The organism is Blattabacterium cuenoti, from assembly GCF_014251735.1.
Taxonomy (GTDB): domain Bacteria; phylum Bacteroidota; class Bacteroidia; order Flavobacteriales; family Blattabacteriaceae; genus Blattabacterium; species Blattabacterium cuenoti_C.
In genome coordinates, this window is sequence record NZ_CP059197.1 from 265268 (window position 1) to 291875 (window position 26608).

Here is a 26608-nt window from a genome sequence, read left to right on the forward strand (position 1 = left end):
TCCATCAAATGAAAACAAATTTTTCTATCAAAGACATATTGAAAGGAAAATTTTTAGTGAAAGAAGATGCATATCGTAGTTGGAATTTTATTGTTTTTATTACTATTCTATCTTTAATCAGCATTACTAGTTCACACATGATGGATAGAAAAATTAGAAAAATAACGAAAATTAGTGAAGAAATCAAGGAATTGAAATCTGAATATGCAGATATACACAGTAAATATATGCAAATGCAATTAGCATCTGTCTTAAATAGACTAGTAAATATTAATGGGTTAAAACATTTAGATGAGCCCCCATACGAATTAATTTTCGAAGAAAAAAAAGAGATGGATCCAAGAATAAAATGATGAAACGAAAAAGATATATTTTATTATATAAATCTTACTTGATTGGTTTTTTTTTCATCTCTATTGCAGCACTAATTATTTTTAATTTATTTCATATTCAAAATTCTTCAGAAGGATACCAAAAATCTGTTATAGAAAAAACAATTAGAACTAATTTAATTAAGGCTAGACGTGGAAATATTTATGCTGCAGATAACAGTCTTCTAGCTATGTCTATCATTAGGTATGATATTCATATTGATTTTAGATCTATCTCAGATAAATTATTTCAAGAAAATATTTCTTTTTTATGCAATTCTTTGGAGTCTTTGTTTAAAAAACCAAGATCTTTTTTTTATAAAAAGTTCCAATACGAAAAAAAAAAGGGGAATAGATATTTTTTATTAGCCAAGAATTTAGATTATCCTCATTTAAAAGCATTACGAAATTTTCCCATTTTTAATAAAGGACAAATAAGAGGAGGTTTTATCGTAGAAAAGAAAACATGCAGAATTCATACACTAGAAAATATTGGAAAAAGAACATTAGGATACGATGATCATAGAGGAAAAGCTGGATTAGAAGGAGCCTATAGTAAATTTCTTAAAGGAAAAGATGGAAAACGATTAGAACAACGTATCAGCTCTAAAATATGGAAACCCTTAAATTCAGGAAATGAAATTGATCCAGAAGATGGAAAAGATGTCTATTCTACTATCGATATATATTTACAAGATATAGCTTATCATGCATTACTTCAAGAGTTATCCATTTCTCATGCAGATCACGGATGTGTCATCCTTATGGAGGTACGAAGTGGAGAAATTTTGGCCATGATCAATCTGGAAAAAACGAAAAAAAATACTTATGAAGATTTAAGAAACTTCTCTGTATGGGAAGGTAGTGAACCTGGATCTACTTTCAAGACCATGGCTATTCTTGCTGCTTTAGAAGACAAAAAAATAGACATAGACATGATTGTGAATACTAAAGGTGGAGTTCTTAAATTGAGAGGGAAAAAAATACGGGATAGTCATTACAAAGGAGATGGAGAAATGAATCCAAAACAGATTCTGGAACTTTCTTCAAACGTAGGAATAGCAAAAATTATTTATGATAATTACAAAGACAATCCAAATAAATTCATAGAACACTTGTGCAAATGGAAATTAGATAAAAAAATAGGCGTAGACATTCCAGGTGAAAGTCATCCATTCATCCCAAAACCTGGAAAAGGAAATTGGAGTAGTATTACATTGCCATGGATGACTTTCGGATATAATATAAAACTAACTCCTTTACAAATTCTCACTTTTTATAACGCTATTGCTAACCAAGGAAAAATGATTAAACCTATTTTCATTAGAGAAATGAAATTCCACGGAAGAAGTATCAAAAAATATACAAATCCTATTGTTATGAATCCTTCTATAGCTGCAAAAGGATCTCTAAAAAAAATTCAGAATATGTTAGAAGGAGTCGTAAAAAATGGAACCGCAAAAAAATATTATCATCCAGAATATCCTTATGCCGGGAAAACAGGAACTACACAGTTAGATTATTGGATCAAGGGAAAACCTTTATCTTACAATAGTTCTTTTGTAGGATATTTTCCTGCTAATAATCCAAAATATTCTTGTATTGTAGTCATTTCAAGACCAGAAAAAGGATATTACGGAATAGAAGTAGCAGTTCCTGTGTTTGATAAAATAGCTAGATCTATCTATCCAAGAATAGGAAAGAAAATACTTTCTAAAAAAAAAGTGGATATTGATTTGATTAAAAAAATTAAAGAATACAGCAACTATTCTTTCAACTATTTTTTTGATAAAGATATTATGCCCAATATTATTTCTGTTCCTGGAAAAGACATTATTCCTATTTTAGAAAATAGAGGTTTAAATATCCGATATCAAGGGATAGGAAAAGTTATTACTCAATCTGTAAAACCAGGAAATAAGTTGAAAAAAAATCAAATTATATTTCTGAAGCTAGAAGAATGAAAAAAATATTAAAATATCTTCTAAAAAAAGTACATGTATTAGAAATTATAGGAAATACTCAAAAATGGATAATAGGGATTTCTATATGTTCTCAGTTTGCAGAAAAAGATACGATATTTGTGGCTAAAAAAGGAAAAAAAACAGATGGACATAAATTTATTACGGAGGCGATACAAAAAGGAGCTAACACTGTCGTTTGTGAAAAAAAACCTGTTATTATTCATAAAGATATCACCTATGTGATTGTGAAAAATTCGATGGATGCTTTAGGAACTATTTCTTCTAATTTTTATGATCATCCTACAAAAAAAATAAAATTAGTAGGCGTTACAGGAACGAATGGAAAAACATCTGTGGCAACTATACTTCACGATTTATTTTATAAAATGGGAGAAAAAAGTATTCTTATTTCTACCATTGGGATTAAAATTATATCTCAGGAATTTCCTCCCATACATACTACCCCAAATATTGTTGATATTAATAAATATTTAAATTTATCAATCCAAAAAGGATGTAAATATGCATTTATGGAAGTGAGTTCACATGGAATTCATCAAAAAAGAATTGCAGGATTATTATTTACTGGGGGAGTATTGACTAATATTACCCATGATCATTTAGATTATCATAAATCTTTTGAAGATTATCTATCAACTAAAAAATCTTTTTTTGAAAGTTTTTTGCCTAAAAATGCTTTTGCCTTAATTAATTCTGATGATCAAAATTCACATAAAATCATAAAAAATGTTTTGGCTAAAACTTATTTTTATGGGTTGAAAAAAAAAGCAGATTACAGGATAAAAATTCTGAAAAAAAATATCCATGGAAACCAATTACTAATTGATGGACATAAATTTTTCACATTTTTAATTGGAGAATTTAATGTTTACAATCTTTTGGCAGGCTACGCTACAGCTATATTATTGGGTAAAAAAAAAGAGGAAGTTTTGCAAAAAATAAATACGATACAACCTATAAAAGGACGTTTTGAACAATTTATATCCTATTCCGGAATTCGGATAATTGTTGATTACGCACACAATCCAGATGGGATTAAGAACCTTTTAAAAGCCATTCAGGAAATAAAAAAAAAAGAGGATGGAAGATTAATTTGTATAATAGGTTGTGGAGGGAATAGAGATAAAGAGAAACGTTCTTTAATGGGACAAATAGTTTATGAAACATGTGATTTGTCTATTTTTACCTCAGATAATCCTAGAGAAGAGGATCCAGAAAAAATATTAATAGATATGAAGAATTTTAGATCCTATCTAAATAAAGAGGATATTTTAACTATCGTGAACAGAAAAGAAGCTATTCAAACAGCCATTCAAATGGCTAGAGAAAAAGATATTATTGTCATAGCAGGAAAAGGACACGAAAATTATCAAGAAATTCAAGGAAAACGTTATCCTTTTGACGATATGAAAATTGCTAAAACATTATTTTCTGAATTGTCATAGATGTATGTATGATAATATGGTGTTTTTAAATAATACAAATTCTTCTTTCCCGCTATTTTTCAGAGCGGGAGTATCTTTTATTTTATCTATTTGTATAGCATTGTTTTTTTATAAAGTAATTATTTTATGGAATAAAAAAAAAAACAGGATAGGAGAACATGTCCGAGATCTTGGACTTACTGGACAAAAAGAAAAAGAAGGAACTCCAACAATGGGAGGAATTATTATTATAGCTTCTACATTAATTCCTACGATTTTTTTTTCTACATTGAGTAATATATATGTAATTATTCTTATAATCACTACATTATGGATGGGTGGACTTGGATTTATAGATGATTACATCAAAATCAAATATAATAAACACGGACTTAGTGCAATTGGAAAAATATTAGGTCAAATAATCTTAGGCATTTTTATCGGAAGTACAATGTATTTTCATAAGAATATCACGACCATTTCGTGCAAAAATTTATATGTAAAAACACCTCACTCCATAGCAGTGGAAAAACATGGTTTTAAAACGACCTTTCCTATTATTATAAATGAATTTGATTACGCTAATATCTTAAGTTGGCATAATGAAAAATGGAAAAAATACGCCTGGATCATTTTTATTCCTATCGTCATTCTTTTTATTACTTCATTGTCCAATGGCGCTAATCTTACAGATGGAATTGATGGTTTAACAGCTGGAGTTTCTTCTATCATTTTGGGAACATTGTCTTTATTATCCTTAATTTCTAGTAATAAAATTTACTCTTATTCTCTTCATTTTATCTATATTCCTAACATAGGAGAGATTGTGATATTTTCTTTTTCTTTTTTAGGATCATTAATTGGTTTTCTATGGTTTAATAGTTATCCAGCACAAATCTTTATGGGAGACACCGGTAGCTTAACTATAGGTGGGATAATAGCAACCTTAGCTATTATGACTAGAAAAGAATTAATTCTACCCATTCTATGTGGCATTTTTTTTATAGAAAATATTTCTGTAATAGTACAAGTTTTCTATTTTAGATTCTCTAAAAAAAAATATGGAATAGGAAAAAGAATCTTTCTTATGGCTCCTTTACACCATCATTTTCAAAAACTAGGTTATCATGAAAGTAAGATCGTCAATCGTTTTGTTATCATCCAAATGATGCTTTCTATGGTCGTCTTGATTTTGTTAATCCTATAATTTATGACGGAAAAGAATAAAAATTTAATAGTGGTATTAGGTGGAGGGGAAAGTGGAGTCGGGGCAGCTTTATTAGCTAAAAAAATGGGTTTAAAAATTTTTGTATCTGATTCTGGAATTATTCCAAATAAATACAAGAAAATTTTATCAAGAAATAGAATTCCTTTTGAAGAAAATGGACATACAGAAAGTATCATCTTTCAAAAAGCTATTAAAGTGGTAAAAAGTCCTGGTATTTCTAGACAAAATCCATTAATAAAGAAAATTAATTTTTTGGATATTCCCATGATTTCTGAATTAGAATTCGGGAAAAGTTATCTAAAAAACTCCTATATTATTAGCATTACAGGAAGTAACGGAAAAACAACGACCAGTTCCATCGTTTATAAAATACTTCAAAAAGAAGGATTTCATGTAGAGATAGCAGGAAATATCGGTCGTAGTTTTTCACGAGAGGTTATAAAAAAAAAAGATGTATATGTATTAGAAGTGAGTAGTTTTCAACTGGATGATTCCTTCAATTTTCGTTCAAATATAGCCGTTTTATTAAACATCACAAGGGACCATTTAGACCGATATCATAATGATATTGAAAGTTACATATCTTCTAAATTTAGAATTGCTACTCAGCAAAATAAGGAGGATATTTTTATTTATAATCATGATGATCCTATCATTAGAAATGGATTAAAAAAATATCCCATTTTGTCCAATTGTATTCCTTTTTCTATTCAAGAAGAATTATCCGTAGGTGCTTATATAAAAGAGAATAAGATATTTATTCGTAATAAATTTAATCAAGAAAGATGTCTTTTACATGTAGACAAAATTCCTTTAAAAGGAGATCATAATCTCTATAATATATTGGCTTCATTACTCGTTTCTGTCGCATTAAATGTTCAAAATAAATCTATAGTACATCCGATATTAGAATTGAAATATATAGAGCATCGTATGGAAAAAGTACTAAATATTAATGGGGTTCAATTTATTAATGATTCTAAAGCCACTAATGTGAATGCTGTTTTTTATGCATTAAAAAGTATGGAATCTCCTACAATATGGATTGCAGGAGGAAAAGATAAAGGAAATGATTATAGAGAAATCCTCCCATTGGTTAAAGAAAAAGTAAAAGCCATAATTTTTTTAGGAAAAAACAATAAGAATTTTATAAGTTTTTTTCAAAATATCATTGATATTATTTTGGAAACAAACTGTCTTAGAAAGGCAGTTCGTATGGCTTACATTTTATCTATTCATGGAGATAACATTCTGTTATCTCCTGCATGTTCTAGCTTGGATCTTTTCCAAGATTATAAGGAAAGAGGTCTTAGATTTAAACAAGAAGTCAAAAAACTTTTCTATGAATATGAAAAAAATAGATATTTTGAGATATCTAAAAGGAGATAAATATTTATGGGCTTTCATTACTTTATTAGCTCTATTTTCTTTTTTACCTGTATACTCAGCGAGTACTAATTTGGTTACTACATATGGAGAAACGAATACTGTATTCGGTTATTTATTCAAACATGCCCTTTTTTTGTTAGTGGGTTTTTGCATTCTTTTTTTTACTCAGTTTATAGACTATAAATATTTTTATCGTATGTCTATACTTTCAATCCCTATAGTCTCAATTTTACTTGTTTTCACAATTATTCAAGGAAAAGAACTAGATGGAGTCAATGCTTCTCGTTGGTTACATATCCCTATTATTAATATATCTTTTCAAACTTCCAGTATTGCTGGATTAGTTCTGTTTATTTACTGTGCTAGATATTTAGCTCAAAAAAAGAAAGAACGGATGAACTTGATCGACTCTTTTTTTCCCTTGATTTTTCCCATATTTTTGATTATTGGACTTATATTCCCCGCTAATGGTTCTACTGCGGTACTTGTTTTTATTTCAGTTTTAATTATTCTTTTTATAGGAGGATATCCATTTACTGGAGTTATAGGTATTTTATTGATGGGAATCCTAGCAGCAGGAATATACATTTACTCTGTAATAAAATGGGGAGATAAAAATCCCATGAATAGAGTTTATACATGGAAAAGTCGTATAGAAAATTTTTTGGATCATGATTCTGAAGAAAGTTATCAAATGAAACAATCTAAAACAGCTATTGTTTTAGGAAATAAGTTTGGTCGTGGACCTGGAAAAAGCGTTCTGAAAGCTTTTCTTCCACAATCTTCTTCAGACTTTATTTATGCAATTATTATAGAAGAATATGGATCTATTGGAGGGATTTTACTTCTGTTTATTTATATTCTTATTTTGTTGAGAATTATGGTAATTTCTACGAAAATACAAAATTATTTTTGTTCTTTGTTGGTTCTTTCTGTTGGGTTTCCTATTATTAATCAAGCACTCATTAATATGGGAATAGCTGTTGGTTTATTTCCTGTGACAGGACAAACTTTGCCATTAATTAGCGCTGGAGGAACTTCTATGTGGGTAACTTTTTTTAGTTTTGGGATCATATTAAGTGTGAGCAGAATCATATATGATCCTCCTTATGAAGACATGGAAAAAAGGAATTCAAATTCATCATGAAAAATATTTCACCTAGAATAATTATTGGTAGTGGAGGCACTGGAGGGCATATTTATCCAGGGATAGCGATAGCAGATGAATTGAAAAATAAGATTCCAAATGTTAATATTTTATTTATTGGTTCCAGGAAGCACATGGAAATGCAAGAAATTCCGAAATTTGGATATCCAATTGAAGGAATTTGTATTTCAGGAGGAAAAGATAAATTATTTTCTATAGCAGGCTTTTTTTTATCTATGGAACTGATATATAGTTTTTTTTTAGTAAAGAAAATTTTAGAAAAATTTTCTCCGAACATAGTTATTGGAACAGGAGGATACGTTAGTTTTCCAACTCTATATGCTGCAGAAAAAAAGAAAATTCCTATTCTACTTCAAGAACAGAATTCTTTTCCTGGATTTACCAATAGAATATTTTCTCGTTATGCTAAAAAAATATGTATTGGTTATGAAGAAGCCAAAAAATATTTTCCAAAAGAAAAAACTATAATGACGGGAAATCCCGTTAGATCCGACATCTTACAAAAATTACTCAGTAGAGATCAGGCTTGTATTCATTTAGGATTGAAAGCGAATAGACCTATTATTTTGTCTATAGGTGGAAGTCAAGGATCCAATAGTATTAATAAAGCTTGGATGAAAGGGTTAAAAAAACTGATTCATCTAGATATACAACTTATTTGGCAAGTAGGAAAAGTAGATATTCATAATATAAAAAAAAATAGGATTTCTCATCATCATAATTTCCTTTTAATGGAGTTTATTGAAAATATTCCGATATGTTATGCCGCAGCAGATATCATTGTATCTAGAGCTGGTGCTTTAACTATATCAGAAATATGCTTAATAGGAAAACCCTATATATTAATTCCTTTTCCTTGGTCATCAGATGACCATCAAAATAAAAATGCTAAAATATTAGCGGATAAAGAGGCTGCTTTGATCATTAAAAATGAGGAAATAGAGAAAAAATTAGTGGATTCTACTATAGAACTACTTAATGATTCTAGCAGAAAAAAAAAAATGAGTAGGAATATTTTAAAATTAGGAAAACCTAAAGCCACGAACGATATTGTCAACGAGATTTTACAGATTATTAATTTATGAATCTAAATCAAATTGATGCTTTTTATTTTCTAGGAATAGGAGGAATGGGAATGAGTTCCTTAGCTCTATACTTTCATTACATGGGAAAAAAAGTTTCTGGATATGATAGATATAAAACCATTATCACAAAAAAATTAGAAAAAGAGGGCGTATTGATCAATTATCATGATAGTACAGAATTTTTGCCTGAATGGATTCATTCTACACGATGTTTAATTGTTTATACCCCCGCTATTCCAGATAATCATAAACAATGGATGTTTCTGAAACAATATGGAAAAAATATAAAAAAACGTTCTCAGGTATTAGCTTTAATTACAGAAAATAAAATTTGTATAGCTATAGGAGGAACACATGGAAAAACCACTACTTGTATTTTACTAGGACATATATTCCATTGTACTGGAAAAAAGGTTACGGCTTTTTTAGGAGGGATATCTGAAAATTATCAATCTAATCTTATTTTGAATCATGAAACGGAAATATTCTTGGTAGAAGCAGACGAATTTGACCACTCTTTTTTACATTTATCTCCGAATATAGCATGTATTACGTCTTTAGATCAAGATCATGTAGATACTTATCCAAAAAAAGAAGCATTGATACAGGCTTATATAGATTTTTCCAATAAAATAAAAAGTCCATATAAAAAACTATTCCTTAGTAAAAAGAAAGGAGAATCTTTTCCGTTTAAAAATGCTATCTATTATTCGGTAGGAAAAGGAGAAAATTATTATTCAAATCATCTTTTGATAAAAGAAAATCAATGGTTTTTTGATTTTCATACTCCGAAAGAAACCTGGAAATCTCTTCCATTACCTATTCCAGGTTTACATAATTTAAAAAATGTCACGGCAGCTTTAGCTATATCTGACTATTTGAAAATAAAAGAGAAAGATGTTCGAAAATCCTTATTTTTATTTAAAGGGATCAAAAGAAGGTACTCGATCCATTATAAATCTAGAAAAAAAATATATATAGATGATTATGCCCATCATCCTACAGAAATAAACGCATTAATTAGCACTATAAGAACATGTTTTCCGGATAAAAAAATATTAGGAATATTCCAACCCCATTTATTTAGTAGGACTAAATTCTTCTTCAAAGAATTTGCCAAAAGTTTAGAAAAATTGGACCTTTTAATTTTATTAGATATTTATCCAGCCAGGGAATTACCAATTAAGGGAGTTAGTTCTAATAGTTTATTAGATAAAATAAAAATGAATTCTAAAAATAAAGAATTGGTCCATATATCCAATGTTTTAGAAAAAATTGAAAAAAAAAATTTTGACATTCTACTTACAATAGGTGCAGGAAATATTGATACATTGATCCTCCCTATCAAAAAATGGTTATATAAACGATATGGATAAATGAGAAAAAATAAAACAGTCTTTATTTCTATTTTATTATTATATATGATTTTTATGATATTCTTTTTTTATTTTTCTCAAAAAACACATAAAAATAGGAACTTGGAAAAGTTCAATATTATCATCGATCCATTATCTCAGGATCATTTTGTAAATGAAGAAATTATTAATAAACTTCTAAAAATAGAAAAAAATAAAAAAAAAATCGGTCAATTATGTATATTCACCATGGAACAAAAATTAAATAATTACCCTTTTATAAAAAAATCGGAAGTATTTCTTAGTGTAGATGGGACTCTGAATATTAAAATTTTGCAAAAAGAACCTATTTTAAGAATAAAAAATGGAAATCAAGAATATTATCTTACTAAAGAAGCGGAAGATTTAGAACTTTCTTCTATTTATTCTTCCAAAGTTCTTTTAGCAAAAGGATCCTTTTCAAAGGAAGAAAAAAAACATTTAGCTGATTTAGTCAAAACTATAAATTCAGATGAATTATTAAAAAACCAAATTATTAGTATAAAAAAAACGGTTCCTAACTTATTTATTTTGATTCCTAAAATAGGTAATCATCATATTATATTAGGAAATATCAAAGATTTTAAAAGTAAATTGAATAAATTAAAGGCTTTTTATAAGCAGTATATAAATAAAATCGATATGAATCAATATCAAAGTATTGATTTACAATATAAGGACCAAGTAGTCGCAAAAAAAAGATAAGTCTATGGAATATCAAGATATAGCTATTGGTCTTGATGTGGGGACCACGAAGATTGTAGCTATGGTAGGAAGGAGAAATGAATATAATAAAATTGAGATTTTAGGCATAGGTAGATCTAAAAGTACAGGTGTACATAGAGGTGTTGTCAATAATATTACTCAGACCATTGAATCTATTCGCGAAGCCGTATCTGAGGCAGAACGTAGTTCCGGATTAAAAATAAAAGAAGTTATTGTTGGTATTGCTGGACAACATATTAGAAGCCTACAACATAATGATTATATCACTCGATTAGATTTCGAAAATGTGATTAATCAGAAAGATATACAAAAATTAATAGATCAGGTTCATAAACTAGTTATGCTTCCAGGAGAAGAAATCATTCATGTACTTCCACAGGAATATAAAGTCGATAGTCAATCAGAAATAGGAGAACCTATAGGGATGTATGGAAGTCGTTTAGAAGCTAATTTTCATGTAGTTGTAGGACAAATTTCTTCGATTAGGAATATTGGAAGATGTGTAAAAGCTGCAGGATTGAATTTATCTGGAATGACTTTAGAACCTTTAGCCTCTGCAGAGGCTGTATTAAATACAGAAGAAAGGGAAGCCGGTGTCGCACTAGTAGACATAGGAGGAGGGACTACGGATATTGCTATATTTAAAGACAATATTATTCGTCACACTGCAGTCATTCCTTTTGGAGGAAATGTGATTACGGAAAATATAAAAACGGATTGTTTAATTATTGAACGACAAGCCGAATTACTAAAAATAAAATTTGGATCTGCATGGCCTGGAGAAAATAAAGAAACAGAAATTGTTTGCATTCCTGGATTAAGAGGTCGTGAACCTAAGGAGATATCCTTGAAACGTCTTTCTCAAATTATTCATACTCGGGTATGTGAAATTTTAGAACAAGTCAATATAGAAATAAAACACTATGGAAATGAAGAACAAAAAAAACGACTTATAGCAGGAATAGTAATGACAGGAGGCGGATCTCAACTAAAACACATTCGTCCTTTAACAGAATATATTACTGGAATGGATGTCCGTATAGGTTATTCTAATGAACATATTGCTGGAGGAGAAAACGGCATGATAAGTAATCCAGAATACGCAACGTCTATAGGTTTAATTATCAAAGGACTTGAAGATCAGAAGAAATATTTTTGTACAGTCATGGGGTCTAGACATGAGGAAAATAATACTTCCGAATTATTCTCCACCCAATTATATAATAATAAAAATCGTAGATTCAATAATAAGGACACATATTATGATAATAATAATGACGATTCTTTAAAAAAGAAGAAAAAAAATAAGACTAAATCTAAATCTTTTCTTGAAATTTGGGCAGATAAGTTCCGTCAAATACTGAATGATACAGAATAATAAACAATGAAAAAAGAAAATTTTATAATGCAAAAAAAAGAAAACGTCCCATTTGGATTTTCTAAAAATCGTTCAGCTGCTATAAAAGTTATTGGTGTAGGAGGTGGTGGAAGTAATGCTTTAAGTTATATGTTTGAACAAGGGATTACGGGGGTAGACTTTATAGCGTGTAATACCGATGCACAAGCATTAAATAATAATCCAGTTCCAGTAAAAATTCAATTAGGAGCTTCTATTACAGAAGGATTAGGTGCTGGAGCAGATCCAGAAATAGGAGAAAAAGCGGCATTAGAAAGTCTAGAAGAAATTAAAAGTATTTTAGATTCTAATACAAAAATGACCTTTATTACAGCAGGCATGGGAGGAGGAACGGGAACCGGGGCCGCTCCAATTATTGCAGGTATTTCTAAAGAAAAAGGAATTCTTACTGTAGGAATTGTCACTATTCCATTTCATTTTGAAGGAAAAATGAGATTACAACAAGCTCAAAAGGGAATAGAAGCATTAAGGAAAAATGTAGATTCTCTCATTGTTATTAATAATGATAAATTAAGAGAATTGTATGGAAATCTTGGATTTAAAGCTGGATTTGCAAAAGCGGATGAAGTTCTTACTACTGCAGCTAAAGGAATTGCAGAAGTAATCACTCACCATTATAAACAGAATATAGATTTAAGAGACACTAGAACAGTTCTTAAAGAAAGCGGTACGGCAGTTATGGGATCCGCTATTTCTGTTGGAGAAAACAGAGCTAAAGATGCCGTTGGACAAGCCTTAGATTCTCCATTATTGAATGACAACAAGATAACAGGGGCTAAAAATGTTCTTTTACTTATTGTTTCAGGAAGAATTGAAATTACCATAGATGAAATCGGAATCATTAGTGATTATATACAAGCAGAGGCAGGAAATAATGCTAATATTATAATGGGAATAGGAGAAGACGAAAGTTTGGAAGAAAGTATTTCAGTAACTATAGTAGCAACCGGATTTCCAACAGAAGTTCAAAGGGCTATTAATCACGAAGAAAAAAAAATATTTCATAGGTTAGAAGAACCTTATAAACAAAAATTAACGAAAATAGAGGGAATTCATTCTTATTCCAAAAAACGAATGGAACCTTTTCCTTATTATAAAGAAAAGACTTATAAAAATGCTCCTAAGGAAAACTTATCCTTCAATCAAAGTCAAAGGAAAAACATCTTTAATCAAGCTATTAATCATCCCAACAATACTACAGTAGAAAAAAAATATATGTTGGAAGATAATTTTGATCTTCCTATTTCTTCAGAAGAAAAAAATCAAATTTTGAAAGATAAGATGAAACGTGTTCATATGTTAAAAAAAGAAAATAATAAAAATGAGGACATTAATAATTTTTAGATGAATCTTATTTAAGTATGGAACATCCTAGTATTCCAAAAGGAACCAGAGATTTTTCATCCATAGAGATGAATAAAAGAAACTATTTAATTCAAGTTATTCGAAATAAATTTGAACTTTTTGGTTACTCTCCCATAGAAACTCCTTCTTTTGAGAAAATTTCTACTCTTATGGGAAAATATGGAAAAGAAGGAGACTACTTAATGTTTAAGTTGCTTCATTCAGGAGATTTTTTGAAAAAAGGAATTTCCAATAAAGCTCTTAGATATGATTTAACGGTTCCTTTTGTCCGCTATGTAGTTATGCATAGAAATGAAATTTTTTTTCCTTTTAAAAGATATCAAATACAACCAGTATGGCGCGCAGATAAACCACAAAAAGAAAGATTTAGAGAATTTTATCAGTGTGATGCGGATATGATTGGCTCCTACTCATTATCTTCTTTATGGCAAGAAGTTGAGTTTATCCAACTTTGTGATGAAATATTTACAGAATTAAATTTTCCTATAATTATCAATATTAATCATCGAGATATTTTGGGAGGATTAGTAGACATTTCTGGAATAGAAAATCATTTATGGAAAGATTTCACTACATCTCTAGATAAATGGGATAAGAAAGGAAGAAATATAGTAAAAAAAGAAATGCTTCGTAAAGGAATATCCTCGAATTCTTTTGAAAAAATAGCATGTTTTTTTGATATGAAAGAAAATTTTTCAAAAAAAATAGAATCTTTAACCGTCGCTTTGCAATCCTCTGAAAGAGGAAAAAAAGGAATAAAAGATCTCCGTTTTATCTTTCAAAAGATAAAAAATATTTCTTTAAAAAAGACCAAATTGAAATGGAATGTTTCTTTAGCTAGAGGAATGAATTATTATACAGGTCCTATATTTGAAATATCTCCAGATAATAATAATGGACCCCGTATTGCAAATTCTATCGGAGGTGGAGGAAGATATGATCAATTAGCTAGCTTTTTTGGAATGAAAAATTTTTCTGGTGTAGGAGTATCTTTGGGTTTAGATAGAATATGTCTAGCCATGGAAAAAGAAAATTTATTTTCAACTATTTCTAGTAGTCCTTCAAAAGTATTGTTTATTAATTTCGGAGATGAAGAGGTTTTATATGCATATAAAATGATAAATTTTTTGAGAAGAAAAGGAATTTCCACTCAATTGTATCCTAATGCCGTAAAAATCAATAAACAATTCAGGTATGCCAACGATAACCACATTCCATTTATTATTAGTATAGGAAAAAATGAAATAGAAAAAAAGAAAATACGAGTCAAAAATCTAAAAACAAGAACAGAAACTGAATATAATAATATCCAAGAAGTAGCTCATCAATTAATGAAAAAAAACCCATAAATTAATAGGTTTTATTGTTATTAAGTGCTTTTTTATTCCAAATAAAATAACCTTCTATAGCCAATAATGCAAGAAAAATAAATAAAAAACCTGTTAATATGAGACCTTTCAAAAAATAAATAGGGACGGAAATAAGGTTGCCAACTATCCAAAATATCCAATTTTCTACTTTTTTCATAGCCATCTGATACATTCCAGAAAAAAAAAGACCCGTGGTCAATACATCCATCCAATCATAAGGGGTTTGAAGTTTTCCATTGAAAAAATAAACCATTATACTGAAAATACACGTGGATAAAAACCATAAAATGGTATAGAAATAATCTTTTTTATCGGAAAAAGATATAGATAATTTTTTTGTATCATTTATGGATAACCAAATATACCATCCATAACCACTCATTCCTGTATAATATATGTTAATAATAAAATCTCCATAAAGAGAAGTAACGAAAGTCAAATAACTGTATATAATAGTACTCCCTATTCCTATTGGATATAACCATATGTTATTTTTTTGCGCCAATAGCACACTGAATATACTAAATGTCACAGCAGTAAATTCCAAAATAATATGAATCCAACTACTATGATGATAAGGTGATAAAAGGATATTAATCCATTCCTTCATCATCATCCATATCTATAATATAAACAAGATAATGGTCATCTATTTTTCTGTAAAAAGCAGAAAACCTCTTACTATAGGAATCTTTCATCACCCAACAGGATATGCAAGAATCCTTTTTTATGCAAAAAGGAGAAACTTTATAGCGATCTAAAAAACTGGGGAAAATCCCCCCTTCTAATTTGTATAAACTTTCTTTGATTCCCCATATGATATGTAGATAATCTATTTCGTAGTTTGAATGAATAAAAATAGATTCATCCTCTCTAATAAATTTTTTCTTTATTTTGACTATTTTTTTTCGTAATTTCTCTATGTCTATACCTATATGATATGAGCTGATGGCTATAGCTATTCTTTCAAAAGAATGACTGAATGAAATATACTTTTCTTGAGGAAAAAGAAAAGGTTTTCTTTTTTCATTGTAAAAAATATTTCTGTTTATTCCTATATATCTTAGAGCGTAACGCACTCCTAAAAATTCTTTTTTTCGTTTTTCTGATAAAGATAAAAAAAACCTTCTTTCTTTATCCGAAAGAATCAATAATTGTTCCAAAAATCGAGTTTTTAAATGACCCCATCTAAAAACGATAATTTTCGAATGAGTAATTTTTAACATAGATATTTTTTTTGTACTCTAATAGAAATTAGAAAAATATATCTTCTTAACTATAATAAAAATATCAAAATAAAATTAGATATTTCTGAAAAAAGAAGGACTGGAATAATGAAAAAAAAAATAACGAAAGCATTAGAAAATGTATTTCTTAATAAAAGAAATATTATGGAATCTGGAATAGTCAAAAAAATAGATGTATTTCAAGAGGAAATTCGAATATATATAAGCCTATCCAATCCGACTATGCATATGAAAAAAAAATTAGAACGAGATATTAACCAGACTATAAAATATCAAAATGTAGATAAAAAAATACGAATAGAAATGAAATTAGATACTCATGAAAAAAGAAAAACTGGAATAAAAAATATCATAGCCATAGCTTCAGGAAAAGGAGGAGTAGGAAAATCTACAATAGCAACTAATATCGCGGTTTCTTTAGTAAAAATGGGGTTTCATGTAGGTTTATTAGATGCAGATATTTATGGTCCTTCTATTCCATTAATGTTCAATCTAGAAGAAAATAAAATATCTTCCTGTATTGTGCAGAAGAATGGAACTTCTATCATGAATCCTATCACTAGTTATGGAGTTAAGATTCTATCTTTAGGTTTTTTTTCCAAATCTGGACAAGCGATTGTTTGGAGAGGGCCTATGGCTACTAAGGCATTAAGACAATTTATTCATGAAACGGATTGGGGCGTATTAGATTTCTTAATTGTAGATTTACCGCCAGGTACAGGGGATATACATTTATCACTTGTGCAGGAAATTCCATTAAAAGGAATTGTTATTGTTAGTACACCTCAGAAAATTTCTTTATCGGATGTGCATAGATCTGTAGGAATGTTTCGTCTTAAATCGATTTATGTCCCAATACTTGGAATCATAGAAAATATGTCTTTTTTTATCCCAAAAGAATCCAAAGAAAAATACTATTTATTTGGAAAAAATGGAGTGAAAAATTTTTCCAAGAAAATGAATATTTTTTTTCTTGGAGAGATTCCTCTGCTACAAGACATACGAGCATCTTCCGATTTAGGGGTTCCTGTGGTTTTACAAAACGATTCTATAAGAAAAATTTTTGTAAAAATTACGAAAAATATGATAGAGAATTTACCAAAAGTTCCCATTTCCTAGTAGGATATATCTTAAAAACAAAGTTTGATAAATTCTTTGACAATCAATATTAAAAGAGGAATGGATTTTTCTGTTTCTTGAAAAAATGATTTCATCAAATGGATGGAATCAGAAGATCCCTTCTGTTCAGATAATCCCATTATAATGGATATAGCAAAAACCCGTAAATCCATATACCTAGCTGTAATTACGTATGAAACAATATTACTCATTCCAACACTATCTCCACCCATGGATCGTATCATCGCATATTCTGCATGGGTTTTATAATGTGGATAAGGATAAGCCACATAGACACCTTTTTGTATGATAATATTGTGATTCATGGCTATATTCTCTGCCATTTCAAGCATCTTTTGATCATATGGTTCTGTTATTCCCAAAAAATTATTTTTCATAAATTTTTTCATATTATGGCTTTCTGGGAAAAGATTAATATGGTCTTTTACCAACATGACATCTCCTGCTTTGTAGTTTGGATTTACTCCTCCAGAAATATTAATTAATATCAACTTATCTATTCCCATATTTTTACACATTACTAGAGGAAAAGGAGTATACTCATCCTCATAATAAGAGGAAAAAGGTTCTATTAAAAATAGAACCTTTTTCCCTTCTATATTTCCGGATATAAATTTTCCATTTACTTTTGTAAAATTTGGAATGTCCTCGTAAGGAATGCATATAGGATTTTTGATTTCATGGATCAATTGATGAAACTGATTTCCTAATAATACTATTCCAAATTCAGGTTTTTCTTTGATTTGTTTTTGTATATATTTTGTGGATTTTTCTTCTAAAATCATTGACATAAAAATTTTTTTTCTTTTCTATTTACAAAATAGAGAAAAAAGAAAGGTAAATAAAATAAAACAAAGGTAAATGCTTTCCTTTAGATAGTGAAGTATTACTACTTTTCCTGAAATTTTTTCATTATTTAGCGTTTTTTAACGAACTATCGTATGAGATGCACTTCTCTTGATAAAACAAGGCCAAACTTATTTTTTATGTCTTGAGTTATTTTTTCTGAAAAATAATATATATCCATTCCACTAGCTTTTCCATAGTTGACCAAAACTATAGGTTGTTTTTCATATACACCTACATTTCCCTGTTTTTTTCCTTTCCATCCTATCGTTTCAATCAATGAACTAGCAGATAGTTTCACTTGATTAGTAGAAATAGAATATCCAATAATAGTTGGATATTTAGATTTTAATTTTTTAAAATCCAATATCCCTATTATTGGATTCATAAAAAAACTACCAGCATTTCCTATTTTTTTGGGGTTTGGAAGTTTTCTATTTCTAATGTAAAGAATAGCTTTACTTAAATCATACATAGTTGGTTTTTTAATATTCATTCTTTCTAATTCCTTCTGAATTTCAATGTAATAAGTGTTCAATTTATGATACTTTTTTCTTAATAGAAAGGAAACAGATAAAACCAAAAATTTATTTTTTGAATATGGATGCTTAAAAAAAGAATGACGATATTCTAGTTGACATTCTTCTCGTGTGAATATTCGTATTTTTCCATTATTCGTTTCATATACTTGAACTTCCAATAAAGTATCCTTTACTTCTACTCCATATGCTCCAATGTTTTGAATTGGAGCCGCTCCAACCGTACCAGGAATAAATGATAAATTCTCTAAACCACTGAATCCTTTTTTTATAGTCCAACCTACAAATTCATTCCAATTTTCTCCAGCAAAAGCTTGAACTACTGCTTGATACTCGTTTTCCTTAATCACTTTCATCCCTTTGATCCCCATTTTAATTACCATTCCTTGATAATAATTATTTAAAAAAAGAATATTACTTCCATTTCCCAAAAAAAGTTTTGGAATGGATGGATACTTCCAAAAAATTTTTTGTATATCTTCTATACTTTTCACATTTACAAAATAATGTGCATAAACATTTATTCCAAATGTATTAAAATTTTTGAGAGAAAAATTTTTTTTAATATCTAACATAAAGAAAAATATTTTCCTAAATAAACAAAGACAATTTTGTGCGTAAATATTGTATGATTAAATTTATTATTTATAAATATAAAATTGTTATTATGAAAAAAGGAGGAAATTTTTTTTGGGGAGTGATTTTGGGGACAATGGCAGGTTTAATAGTGGGAATTTTATTAGCTCCAAGAAAAGAGGATAAAATTAGAAATATACTAGGAAAAAAGACAGAAGAGCTGAGAGATAATTTACAAGAAATAAGTAAAAAAATAGGAAAAAAAGTACATAAAATTAAATCTAACTTTGAGGCAAAATGGAAAAAAAATAAAATAGATAAAATGGACCAAGTCGAAGAGGAATTGGGGACTTAATTTTTTTATCTAAAAATGTTTGTATTTATTAAAAATTTTTTCAATAGAAAATTGGAATTCATTCAAAATGAAGTGATTAAATTTGTAGTATCCATCATGACAGAAATTTTTCTGAATTTTTTTTTCATTTTACTTGGCGTCATGATCCTTTTTGCAGGAAGCCTTGCCTTATCTTTTTTTCTATCCTATTATTTTGGAAATTATGTGATAGGATTTGGGATTATTACTATTTTATATCTTTTTCTTTTCTTTTTCATCTTTTTTTTCTGTAAAGACATTATACGATTTTTCATTAAAAATTCCTTTTTTAGAGTTTTAAAAAAATAAAATCATGTAATCTCATGAGTAAATTAGAAATTATTTATGGAATACATCCCTTAATAGAAGCTATTCAATCCAAAATGACTATTAGTAAGCTATTTTTTCAAATAGGATGGAAAAAAAAATATAATCCTTATTACAAAAAGTTGATCACTCTCTCCAAAAGAGAAAATATCCCCATTCATATCGTTCCTAAAAATAAATTTCATCAGTTGAACAATAAAAATCATCAAGGAGTTTTTGCACTTCTTTCTCCAATAAAAACTCATTCCATAGAAGATTTACTTCCTATATTTTATGAAAAAGGAAAAAACGCACTTCTGCTCATTTTAGATCGTATTACGGATGTAAGAAATTTTGGATCTATCATTCGTACTGCTGCATGTGCTGGTGTAGATGCTATTATTATTCCAAAAAAATATACAGCCATGATTGGCTCCGATTCTATCAAAACTTCTTCAGGAGCTTTATTTAAAGTTCCAATATGTCAAGAAAAAAATATGAAGAAAACTATAGAGTATTTGATAAAGTACGGTTTAAAGATTGTTTCCGCTACGGAAAAATCAAATATTTATTGGTATAATATAGATTTTTCAGGTCCTACGGCTATCATACTTGGAAATGAATCTAATGGAATCTGTCCGAAATATTTAGAACTAACCTCCGAAAATGCAAAGATACCAACTATATACGGGGGGATTTCCTCTTTAAATGTTTCTGTAGCCTGTGGGATCATTTTATATGAAGTATTCCGACAAAGAAAATTCAAACAATATTAAAAATCACTCTGAAATTGTCTTAAAAAACGAATATCATTATCAAAATAAATTCTAATATCATCAATCTGATAAATCAGTAAAGCAACACGTTCTATCCCTATTCCAAAAGCAAATCCAGAATAAATTTCGGAATCAACATTTACGTTTTTTAATACTTGTGGATCTATCATCCCACATCCCATAATTTCTAACCATCCTGTATGATTATTATATATATCCACTTCTGCACTAGGTTCTGTAAATGGAAAATACGAAGGACGGAATCTAATTTTTACTTCTCCAAAAAGAGAGGTAATCAAATAATGAATAGTTTGTTTTAGGTCTGAAAAGGATACTTTTTTATCGATATAAAAACCTTCTGCTTGGTGAAACATAAAATAAGAACGAGAGGAAATAGTTTCATTTCTATATACTTTTCCTACAGATAAAACACGAGAAGGCGGACTGTTTTTTTTCATATATCGTATTTGTACAGAGGAAGTATGTGTACGCAATACGATATCTGGATTTTTGCATAAAAAAAAGGTATCCTGCATATCCCTAGATGGATGATCGATAGGTATATTTAAAGCCGTAAAGTTATGCCAATCATCTTCAATTTCAGGTCCTTCCACATAAGAGAATCCAATTTTTTTTAATACATCTATAATCCTATTTTTTATAATAGATATTGGATGTAAAGATCCTATTTCTACAGATTTTCCTGGAATTGTAGGATCAAAATTTTCATCTTCATCTTTTATGAAGTTTTTAGAATGATCTATTTGTATTTTTTTTTGAACCTTCTTTTTTAAATCATTGATAACATTACCAAAAATTTTTCTTTCATGAATAGGAAGTTTTTTTAATTTTTTAAATAAAACCGTCAAAATCCCCTTTTTTTTACCCAAAAATTTAATTCGAAAGGCTTCTAAATCTTCATAATTTTTAGCATGAAAACAGTTTATCTCCTTTTTTATTTGATCCACTTTTTGATCCATAAAATATTATGATTTCTGAATATCATCCAGAATATTTTCTTCACTCATATAACGAATGATAGCTTTTTTAATTAAAAACGATTGTTCTTCTTTGTTTAAAAATGGAAGATTCTTTTTCAAAAGATAATGAGGCCATCCTTCTCTGTCTCTTCCAAGAAACCTATAATAACCAAAAGGTTCTAATATTCTACATATAGCAATATGTAAAATATTAATTTTATCTTCTCTATTCAAAAAAATATTTTTCCCTTTCCCAAGTTCCTGAATTCCTATCAGGTAAATAATCCCAATGGGATCAATTTCTCCTTCTATGCAAAAATGATTTCGTATATATAAAATTACTTTATTCCAATTTATATGAAATTTTTGTATAAATTTTTTTTCCATTTTTTTAGTAAAAAAATTATGATTGGCACAGATATCATTATTCTAATTATCGTTTTATACGGTGCATATAAAGGGTATAGAAAAGGATTACTCTCCCAATTATTTGTATTTATGATATGTTTTTTTTTCCTATACAAAGGAATCGATGTTTTTCACTTCCTTTCAGAAGAATTCCTAAAAAAATACAGTAAGAAAGAACCCTTTTTTACAGGTGTAACTATAATAAGTTCATTTTTTTTTATAATATTTATAGCTTTTTTCACTAAAAAAATCATAGAACTGATTTTGACAATCACATGGACAAAACCCTTTGATAAAGTATTTGGTGGTCTATTAGGCCTGATAAAATATTTTTTTTATCTATCAATATGGATTTTTTTCCTTAAAGAAGCAAATAAAAAAATCAATTTAATTCCTTATAATTTTTTTTCAAATTCCTTTGAAAAAGAGTTTCAATATCTTTTTTATATATCTAGGAAAGAATTTCTGTTTTTTTTAAACAAATTAGAAAAATTATACTTTTTATTTTCAAACATTATCAAATGAACTTTCAAAAAAAGATTTTTTCCATAGAATCCAAAAAAGAATTTGAAGCTTTAACTTTAGAGATATTCAATTATCAAGTAAAAAATAACCAGATTTACAGAAATTATCTTCAATTATTAAAAATTGATCCATTTCGGATTACCAATATTTCGGAAATTCCCTTTTTGCCTATTTCCTTTTTTAAAACCCATTGTGTTTGTAGTCGACCAAAAAGTATTCCAGAAATTATTTTTACCAGCACTGGAACGACAGGAATAAAAAGCAAACATTATGTAGCTGATTTGCTGATTTATAGGAATAGTATTTGTAAAGGATTTGAATATTTTTATGGTCCCATAGACAAATTCCAATTTTTAGCTTTGTTTCCTCTCGATAGAGAGGATTCTTCTTTAATTTATATGATGAAATATTTGATACAAAAAACATATAAAAATGGAAGTAATTTTATTTATTTTCAAAAAATACCTCCTCTTCATTATGAAAAAACTATTTTAATTTTTGGGATCAGTTTTTCTTTATTAGACTTTGTGGATGCCTATAAGAATACTATTTTCGATGGATCTAATAAAGATAATGTGATTATTATGGAAACAGGAGGAATGAAGGGGAAAAGAAAAGAAATCATACGAGAAGAATTACACCATCTTTTAAAGAAAGGTTTTTGTGTAAAAGATATTCACTCTGAATATGGAATGACCGAATTGCTTTCTCAAGCATATGCAAAGAAAGACGGACTTTTTAGATGTCCTCCTTGGATGAAAGTATACATCAGAGATCCGGAAGATCCTTTTATCCATATAGAGGACCATAAAATAGGTGGAATTGATATTATTGATTTATCTAATTATTTATCTTGTCCTTTTATTTCTACCAATGATTTAGGAAAAAAAATAAATGACGATGAATTCGAAGTATTAGGAAGGATGGATTTATCAGACATCCGTGGATGCAGTCTGATGACATTTTAAATTTTAGAAAGCTAGAAAAGAAGCGTCTTTTTTTGACGAAATATGGGACAATACATAGGTATGTAACAGAAGGATATCTTCTATATTTTCTGTAATTTTTTTGGATGGTAAAAGAACGTCCAACATCAATAGAGTGTTCTTTGTTCCATATTTTTTACGGATGATCCCTATCACCTGTTGATTCATCTGTTCCTCAATTTCTTTGAAAATTTTAATTTTGATTGTACGATTTACTTGTTGAAAACTTCTTCTATTCCTGGTGATGTTTTTGATTATATGGAAATGTTCCATCATCAAATGTTCAAGTATCAACAAATTTTTCTTTTGCTGATATTTTAAAGGTTTATGACTATTACTCACATGAAATAAAGTGCGATTAGTAATAACATCGGAAGATTCAATGATCTCTTTAATTTTGTTGTATATCCGCATATAAAATATCCCAGCAATGGGTTCACTGTTTTTCGTTTTCATAATCACTATAATTAAAGAGTTCTGTATGCTCGTAAAACTTTCTTTTACTTTTAAAAAGTGCTCCCTACTATATTGAAGATTTTTTAAATCTTCTTTAGTAATTCCTTCTATACTATTTTTATAAATATTTTCGATTGATTCCAGTATAGGTTCTAAAATATCCATAGTTTTGTTGAAAGTTTTTCCTAAAGTCAGCTCATCGGTTCCAAAAATGGTTCTTTGATCTTCAAATTGTTTATATAGCACTTTCTGATAGTTTTTATAACTCTTGTAAAAAACAAAACCAATTAAAAACATAAAAAAGATTAGGGCCCATGCTTTTACAAAAAATAGAAAAGACGCCGTAATTCCTGCCATGGTAAATGCAATCAGACCTGTTAAAAACCAACCTCTTATAACTTTTAATACTCCTGAAACTCGGTAAACGGCACTTTCTCTATCCCAAGCTCTATCTGAAAAAGAAGTTCCCATAGAAACCATAAAAGTGACAAAAGTAGTTGATAGTGGTAGTTTCTGAACGGTAGCTATCGATATCAATATACTAGATATGGTTAAATTGGCAGAAGCTCTAACTAAGTCAAAAGCAACGTTTTCATTTTGTATTTTTTGCTTAAAATTTTTTTCTATTTTTACTAGGAATCGTTTTGGAAATAATTTGAAAAATTTATTCCCGAAATATAAAAAAAATCGAACAATTCCTCTTGCTAAAGAATTAGATAAAAATTTTTCTGTTCCTTCATTTTGTCTACTTAAATTAATTTCTGTACTGGTGATTGTTTTGGTTTTTTTAGAAAACCAAAGTGTCAATATCATAATTAGTCCTGCAAAAATTAAAACTACAGATGGGACCTGTACATTTCCAGATAAACTTTTCATATTAAATCTTTCGGCAGGAGGACATCCTGCTTCTTTCCATATATTATAAGATTGTATACTAGCTATAGGAATTCCTATAAAGTTTACTAAATCATTTCCTGCAAAAGCCATGGCTAAAGAAAATGTTCCATATAATACAACAAATTTTAAGATATTATATCCTAAAGAAACAAAGATCTTTGCTACAAGAGTCCATGTGGAAAATAAGACCAGTAAAAAAACAAAAAAATGATGATTGATCCACTTTATAAAATGTTGGATCAATAAAGATAATCCTGTTAAATTATCCTCCAGTAAACCTTGCAAAGTACTATGTAGACCTCTTACAATCAAAAAATAAGTCATACTGCTCAATGAAATAGCAGCCCATATAACTCCGACATATTTTAATCTACTTTTATATTCAAAACTTAATAAAAATCGTATGAAATAATGAATGAAAGCACCGGAAAAAAAGGAAATTAGAATAGATAAAAAAATTCCTATACCAATGGTCAATGTTTTTTCTGCTTTAATATATTGACTTAAATGATGAAGTGGTTCATTACTTAATGGTGAAGCTATTTTTATCATGGCTATACTAAAAGCTCCACCTAATAAGCAAAAAACCATAGATACTGTAGTAGAAGTAGGTAATCCTAAAGTGTTAAAAACATCCAATAAAATAATATCGGATATCATAACAGCTAAAAAAATAAAGGTGAGATCGGAAAAATAAAAATAAGACGGATCAAAAACCCCTTTTCTTGCTACTTCCATCATTCCACTGGATAAAAAAGCTCCCAATAAAATGCCTAAACTAGCAAAAATCATAATGGTTTTACGAGAAGCCACTTTAGATCCAATAGCAGAATTGAGAAAATTGACTGCATCATTAATTAAACCTACAATAAGATCAAAAATAGATAAAACAAAAAGGATCACTATAATTGATGGATAAAAAAGTTTCATAATAAAGAGGTAAGTATTAATTTTACGACAAAAACAAAAGTATATTATTTTCGGGGTTTGTTTTTTTTTAGAAATTGAAAATAATTTATTCCTATTTTACAATTTTTTTAAAGATTCTTTGATAAGATTTTCTACAGTAGTAGATTCCGGATTTTTATCCAAGATATCCTCTAAAACTTTTTTAGATTCTTTAGGAGAAAAACCTAGTACGATCAAAGCACTTAAAGCTTCTTTTTTTATGAAAGAAGGGGAATGATCGAAAAAGTTAACGTTTTTTCCTTTTTTAGGAATAGTAGAAATTTTATCTTTCAGTTCTATGATAATTCTATGAGCAGTTTTTCTTCCAATTCCCTTCACATGATTGAATACTTCTATATCTTCTTTAGATATAGATTCTTCTATTTTATATGGTGTTAAGGAAGACAATATGGTTATAGCAGAACTTGGACCGATCCCATTTACGGATATCAAATGAGAAAATATTTTTCTTTCTATTTTATCAAAAAAACCATACAATATATGTTGATTATCCTTGATAAAAAGATAAGTATATATAAAAATTTCTTTTCCTTCTTCTTCCAATAAAGAAGAATAGGTATACGAAGATATATGAAGGGAATATCCGACTCCATTACAATCTATTATTAAATAAGATTGATTTTTTTCAATTAACTTTCCTCTTAAATGTGTGATCACCGTTT

General features: G+C 28.5%; 25 protein-coding genes. 17 read left to right on the forward strand and 8 right to left on the reverse strand.

Features of this window, described 5'->3' with window-relative positions; translation table 11 throughout:
• Positions 1-8 precede the first annotated feature (8 nt).
• The 12 genes from H0H60_RS01265 to hisS all read left to right on the forward strand — a co-directional run bounded on the left by H0H60_RS01265 (position 9) and on the right by hisS (position 14901).
• Positions 9-353: an FtsL-like putative cell division protein gene (locus tag H0H60_RS01265; protein ID WP_185862908.1), complete on the forward strand. Its 345-nt coding sequence runs from the start codon at positions 9-11 to the stop codon at positions 351-353.
• Positions 350-2335, forward strand: a complete 1986-nt coding sequence (locus H0H60_RS01270; RefSeq protein ID WP_185862909.1) for a penicillin-binding protein — start codon at positions 350-352, stop codon at positions 2333-2335. The genes H0H60_RS01265 and H0H60_RS01270 overlap by 4 nt, the downstream gene beginning before the upstream one ends.
• Positions 2332-3801 (forward strand): UDP-N-acetylmuramoyl-L-alanyl-D-glutamate--2,6-diaminopimelate ligase, encoded by a 1470-nt coding sequence (locus tag H0H60_RS01275; RefSeq protein ID WP_185862910.1) that lies wholly within the window; start codon positions 2332-2334, stop codon positions 3799-3801. The genes H0H60_RS01270 and H0H60_RS01275 overlap by 4 nt, the downstream gene beginning before the upstream one ends.
• A 16-nt stretch (positions 3802-3817) precedes the next feature.
• Positions 3818-4987: a phospho-N-acetylmuramoyl-pentapeptide-transferase gene (gene mraY, locus H0H60_RS01280; RefSeq protein ID WP_238784914.1), complete on the forward strand. Its 1170-nt coding sequence runs from the start codon at positions 3818-3820 to the stop codon at positions 4985-4987.
• 3 nt (positions 4988-4990) lie between these two features.
• Positions 4991-6397, forward strand: coding sequence for a UDP-N-acetylmuramoyl-L-alanine--D-glutamate ligase (gene murD, locus H0H60_RS01285; RefSeq protein WP_185862912.1), 1407 nt, complete (start codon positions 4991-4993; stop codon positions 6395-6397).
• Complete coding sequence (locus tag H0H60_RS01290) at positions 6351-7544, forward strand: FtsW/RodA/SpoVE family cell cycle protein (protein WP_185862913.1); 1194 nt, start codon at positions 6351-6353, stop codon at positions 7542-7544. The genes murD and H0H60_RS01290 overlap by 47 nt, the downstream gene beginning before the upstream one ends.
• Complete coding sequence (murG, locus tag H0H60_RS01295) at positions 7541-8650, forward strand: undecaprenyldiphospho-muramoylpentapeptide beta-N-acetylglucosaminyltransferase (RefSeq protein ID WP_185862914.1); 1110 nt, start codon at positions 7541-7543, stop codon at positions 8648-8650. The genes H0H60_RS01290 and murG overlap by 4 nt, the downstream gene beginning before the upstream one ends.
• Positions 8647-10026, forward strand: coding sequence for a UDP-N-acetylmuramate--L-alanine ligase (murC, locus tag H0H60_RS01300; protein ID WP_185862915.1), 1380 nt, complete (start codon positions 8647-8649; stop codon positions 10024-10026). Before murG ends, murC begins: the two co-directional genes overlap by 4 nt.
• 102 nt (positions 10027-10128) lie before the next feature.
• Positions 10129-10749, forward strand: coding sequence for a cell division protein FtsQ/DivIB (locus H0H60_RS01305; RefSeq protein WP_238784916.1), 621 nt, complete (start codon positions 10129-10131; stop codon positions 10747-10749).
• Between the two features lie 4 nt (positions 10750-10753).
• The gene (gene ftsA / locus H0H60_RS01310; RefSeq protein ID WP_185850082.1) at positions 10754-12148 is read left to right on the forward strand and encodes a cell division protein FtsA; all 1395 of its coding nucleotides are present in this window, start codon (positions 10754-10756) and stop codon (positions 12146-12148) included.
• Between the two features lie 6 nt (positions 12149-12154).
• Positions 12155-13531: a cell division protein FtsZ gene (gene ftsZ, locus H0H60_RS01315; RefSeq protein WP_185862917.1), complete on the forward strand. Its 1377-nt coding sequence runs from the start codon at positions 12155-12157 to the stop codon at positions 13529-13531.
• A 17-nt stretch (positions 13532-13548) separates the two neighbouring features.
• A complete protein-coding gene (gene hisS / locus H0H60_RS01320; protein ID WP_185862918.1) occupies positions 13549-14901 on the forward strand; it encodes a histidine--tRNA ligase in 1353 nt (450 codons plus the stop codon).
• A gap of 1 nt (position 14902) precedes the next feature.
• Here the strand turns inward: hisS and pnuC are convergent, their stop codons facing one another.
• Together pnuC and H0H60_RS01330 are read right to left on the reverse strand one after the other, a co-directional pair.
• Positions 14903-15532, reverse strand: a complete 630-nt coding sequence (gene pnuC, locus H0H60_RS01325; RefSeq protein ID WP_185862970.1) for a nicotinamide riboside transporter PnuC — start codon at positions 15530-15532, stop codon at positions 14903-14905.
• A complete protein-coding gene (locus H0H60_RS01330; protein WP_185862919.1) occupies positions 15516-16148 on the reverse strand; it encodes a 4'-phosphopantetheinyl transferase family protein in 633 nt (210 codons plus the stop codon). The genes pnuC and H0H60_RS01330 overlap by 17 nt, the downstream gene beginning before the upstream one ends.
• A gap of 108 nt (positions 16149-16256) precedes the next feature.
• Between H0H60_RS01330 and H0H60_RS01335 the strand changes: the two genes are divergently transcribed.
• A complete protein-coding gene (locus H0H60_RS01335) occupies positions 16257-17288 on the forward strand; it encodes an Mrp/NBP35 family ATP-binding protein (protein WP_185862920.1) in 1032 nt (343 codons plus the stop codon).
• Positions 17289-17299: 11 nt separating this feature from the next.
• Here H0H60_RS01335 and H0H60_RS01340 read toward each other — a convergent pair whose 3' ends face one another.
• Together H0H60_RS01340 and murB are read right to left on the reverse strand one after the other, a co-directional pair.
• Complete coding sequence (locus tag H0H60_RS01340) at positions 17300-18100, reverse strand: purine-nucleoside phosphorylase (protein ID WP_238784917.1); 801 nt, start codon at positions 18098-18100, stop codon at positions 17300-17302.
• Between the two features lie 143 nt (positions 18101-18243).
• The gene (gene murB, locus H0H60_RS01345) at positions 18244-19269 is read right to left on the reverse strand and encodes a UDP-N-acetylmuramate dehydrogenase (protein WP_185862921.1); all 1026 of its coding nucleotides are present in this window, start codon (positions 19267-19269) and stop codon (positions 18244-18246) included.
• 92 nt (positions 19270-19361) lie between these two features.
• Between murB and H0H60_RS01350 the strand changes: the two genes are divergently transcribed.
• A complete protein-coding gene (locus H0H60_RS01350; protein ID WP_185850085.1) occupies positions 19362-19625 on the forward strand; it encodes a YtxH domain-containing protein in 264 nt (87 codons plus the stop codon).
• Positions 19626-19966: 341 nt separating this feature from the next.
• A complete protein-coding gene (gene rlmB, locus H0H60_RS01355) occupies positions 19967-20725 on the forward strand; it encodes a 23S rRNA (guanosine(2251)-2'-O)-methyltransferase RlmB (RefSeq protein WP_185862922.1) in 759 nt (252 codons plus the stop codon).
• On the opposite strand, the gene pheS is transcribed toward rlmB, so the two are convergent.
• A complete protein-coding gene (gene pheS, locus H0H60_RS01360) occupies positions 20722-21705 on the reverse strand; it encodes a phenylalanine--tRNA ligase subunit alpha (RefSeq protein ID WP_185862923.1) in 984 nt (327 codons plus the stop codon). The genes rlmB and pheS overlap by 4 nt on opposite strands.
• A gap of 6 nt (positions 21706-21711) precedes the next feature.
• Complete coding sequence (locus tag H0H60_RS01365; RefSeq protein ID WP_185862924.1) at positions 21712-22092, reverse strand: hypothetical protein; 381 nt, start codon at positions 22090-22092, stop codon at positions 21712-21714.
• 18 nt (positions 22093-22110) lie between these two features.
• Between H0H60_RS01365 and H0H60_RS01370 the strand changes: the two genes are divergently transcribed.
• Both H0H60_RS01370 and H0H60_RS01375 read left to right on the forward strand, forming a co-directional pair.
• Entirely contained in the window at positions 22111-22638 is a 528-nt protein-coding gene (locus tag H0H60_RS01370; RefSeq protein WP_185862925.1) for a CvpA family protein, read from the forward strand.
• Positions 22635-23606, forward strand: coding sequence for a LuxE/PaaK family acyltransferase (locus H0H60_RS01375; protein WP_185862926.1), 972 nt, complete (start codon positions 22635-22637; stop codon positions 23604-23606). Before H0H60_RS01370 ends, H0H60_RS01375 begins: the two co-directional genes overlap by 4 nt.
• A gap of 3 nt (positions 23607-23609) precedes the next feature.
• Here H0H60_RS01375 and H0H60_RS01380 read toward each other — a convergent pair whose 3' ends face one another.
• Positions 23610-25907, reverse strand: coding sequence for an inorganic phosphate transporter (locus H0H60_RS01380; RefSeq protein ID WP_185862927.1), 2298 nt, complete (start codon positions 25905-25907; stop codon positions 23610-23612).
• A gap of 96 nt (positions 25908-26003) precedes the next feature.
• On the reverse strand, positions 26004-26603 hold the full coding sequence (gene ruvA, locus H0H60_RS01385; protein ID WP_185862928.1) for a Holliday junction branch migration protein RuvA: 600 nt from the start codon (positions 26601-26603) through the stop codon (positions 26004-26006).
• Positions 26604-26608 lie beyond the last annotated feature (5 nt).

What these genes read in the sequence shown, in the direction of transcription:
- H0H60_RS01265 (WP_185862908.1), top strand. Translation starts at nt 9, where the DNA reads ATGAAAACAAATTTTTCTATCAAAGACATATTGAAAGGAAAATTTTTA.
- H0H60_RS01270 (WP_185862909.1), top strand. Translation starts at nt 350, where the DNA reads ATGATGAAACGAAAAAGATATATTTTATTATATAAATCTTACTTGATT.
- H0H60_RS01275 (WP_185862910.1), top strand. Translation starts at nt 2,332, where the DNA reads ATGAAAAAAATATTAAAATATCTTCTAAAAAAAGTACATGTATTAGAA.
- mraY (WP_238784914.1), top strand. Translation starts at nt 3,818, where the DNA reads ATGGTGTTTTTAAATAATACAAATTCTTCTTTCCCGCTATTTTTCAGA.
- murD (WP_185862912.1), top strand. Translation starts at nt 4,991, where the DNA reads ATGACGGAAAAGAATAAAAATTTAATAGTGGTATTAGGTGGAGGGGAA.
- H0H60_RS01290 (WP_185862913.1), top strand. Translation starts at nt 6,351, where the DNA reads ATGAATATGAAAAAAATAGATATTTTGAGATATCTAAAAGGAGATAAA.
- murG (WP_185862914.1), top strand. Translation starts at nt 7,541, where the DNA reads ATGAAAAATATTTCACCTAGAATAATTATTGGTAGTGGAGGCACTGGA.
- murC (WP_185862915.1), top strand. Translation starts at nt 8,647, where the DNA reads ATGAATCTAAATCAAATTGATGCTTTTTATTTTCTAGGAATAGGAGGA.
- ftsA (WP_185850082.1), top strand. Translation starts at nt 10,754, where the DNA reads ATGGAATATCAAGATATAGCTATTGGTCTTGATGTGGGGACCACGAAG.
- ftsZ (WP_185862917.1), top strand. Translation starts at nt 12,155, where the DNA reads ATGAAAAAAGAAAATTTTATAATGCAAAAAAAAGAAAACGTCCCATTT.
- hisS (WP_185862918.1), top strand. Translation starts at nt 13,549, where the DNA reads ATGGAACATCCTAGTATTCCAAAAGGAACCAGAGATTTTTCATCCATA.
- pnuC (WP_185862970.1), bottom strand. Translation starts at nt 15,532, where the DNA reads ATGAAGGAATGGATTAATATCCTTTTATCACCTTATCATCATAGTAGT.
- H0H60_RS01330 (WP_185862919.1), bottom strand. Translation starts at nt 16,148, where the DNA reads ATGTTAAAAATTACTCATTCGAAAATTATCGTTTTTAGATGGGGTCAT.
- H0H60_RS01335 (WP_185862920.1), top strand. Translation starts at nt 16,257, where the DNA reads ATGAAAAAAAAAATAACGAAAGCATTAGAAAATGTATTTCTTAATAAA.
- H0H60_RS01340 (WP_238784917.1), bottom strand. Translation starts at nt 18,100, where the DNA reads ATGTCAATGATTTTAGAAGAAAAATCCACAAAATATATACAAAAACAA.
- murB (WP_185862921.1), bottom strand. Translation starts at nt 19,269, where the DNA reads ATGTTAGATATTAAAAAAAATTTTTCTCTCAAAAATTTTAATACATTT.
- H0H60_RS01350 (WP_185850085.1), top strand. Translation starts at nt 19,362, where the DNA reads ATGAAAAAAGGAGGAAATTTTTTTTGGGGAGTGATTTTGGGGACAATG.
- rlmB (WP_185862922.1), top strand. Translation starts at nt 19,967, where the DNA reads ATGAGTAAATTAGAAATTATTTATGGAATACATCCCTTAATAGAAGCT.
- pheS (WP_185862923.1), bottom strand. Translation starts at nt 21,705, where the DNA reads ATGGATCAAAAAGTGGATCAAATAAAAAAGGAGATAAACTGTTTTCAT.
- H0H60_RS01365 (WP_185862924.1), bottom strand. Translation starts at nt 22,092, where the DNA reads ATGGAAAAAAAATTTATACAAAAATTTCATATAAATTGGAATAAAGTA.
- H0H60_RS01370 (WP_185862925.1), top strand. Translation starts at nt 22,111, where the DNA reads ATGATTGGCACAGATATCATTATTCTAATTATCGTTTTATACGGTGCA.
- H0H60_RS01375 (WP_185862926.1), top strand. Translation starts at nt 22,635, where the DNA reads ATGAACTTTCAAAAAAAGATTTTTTCCATAGAATCCAAAAAAGAATTT.
- H0H60_RS01380 (WP_185862927.1), bottom strand. Translation starts at nt 25,907, where the DNA reads ATGAAACTTTTTTATCCATCAATTATAGTGATCCTTTTTGTTTTATCT.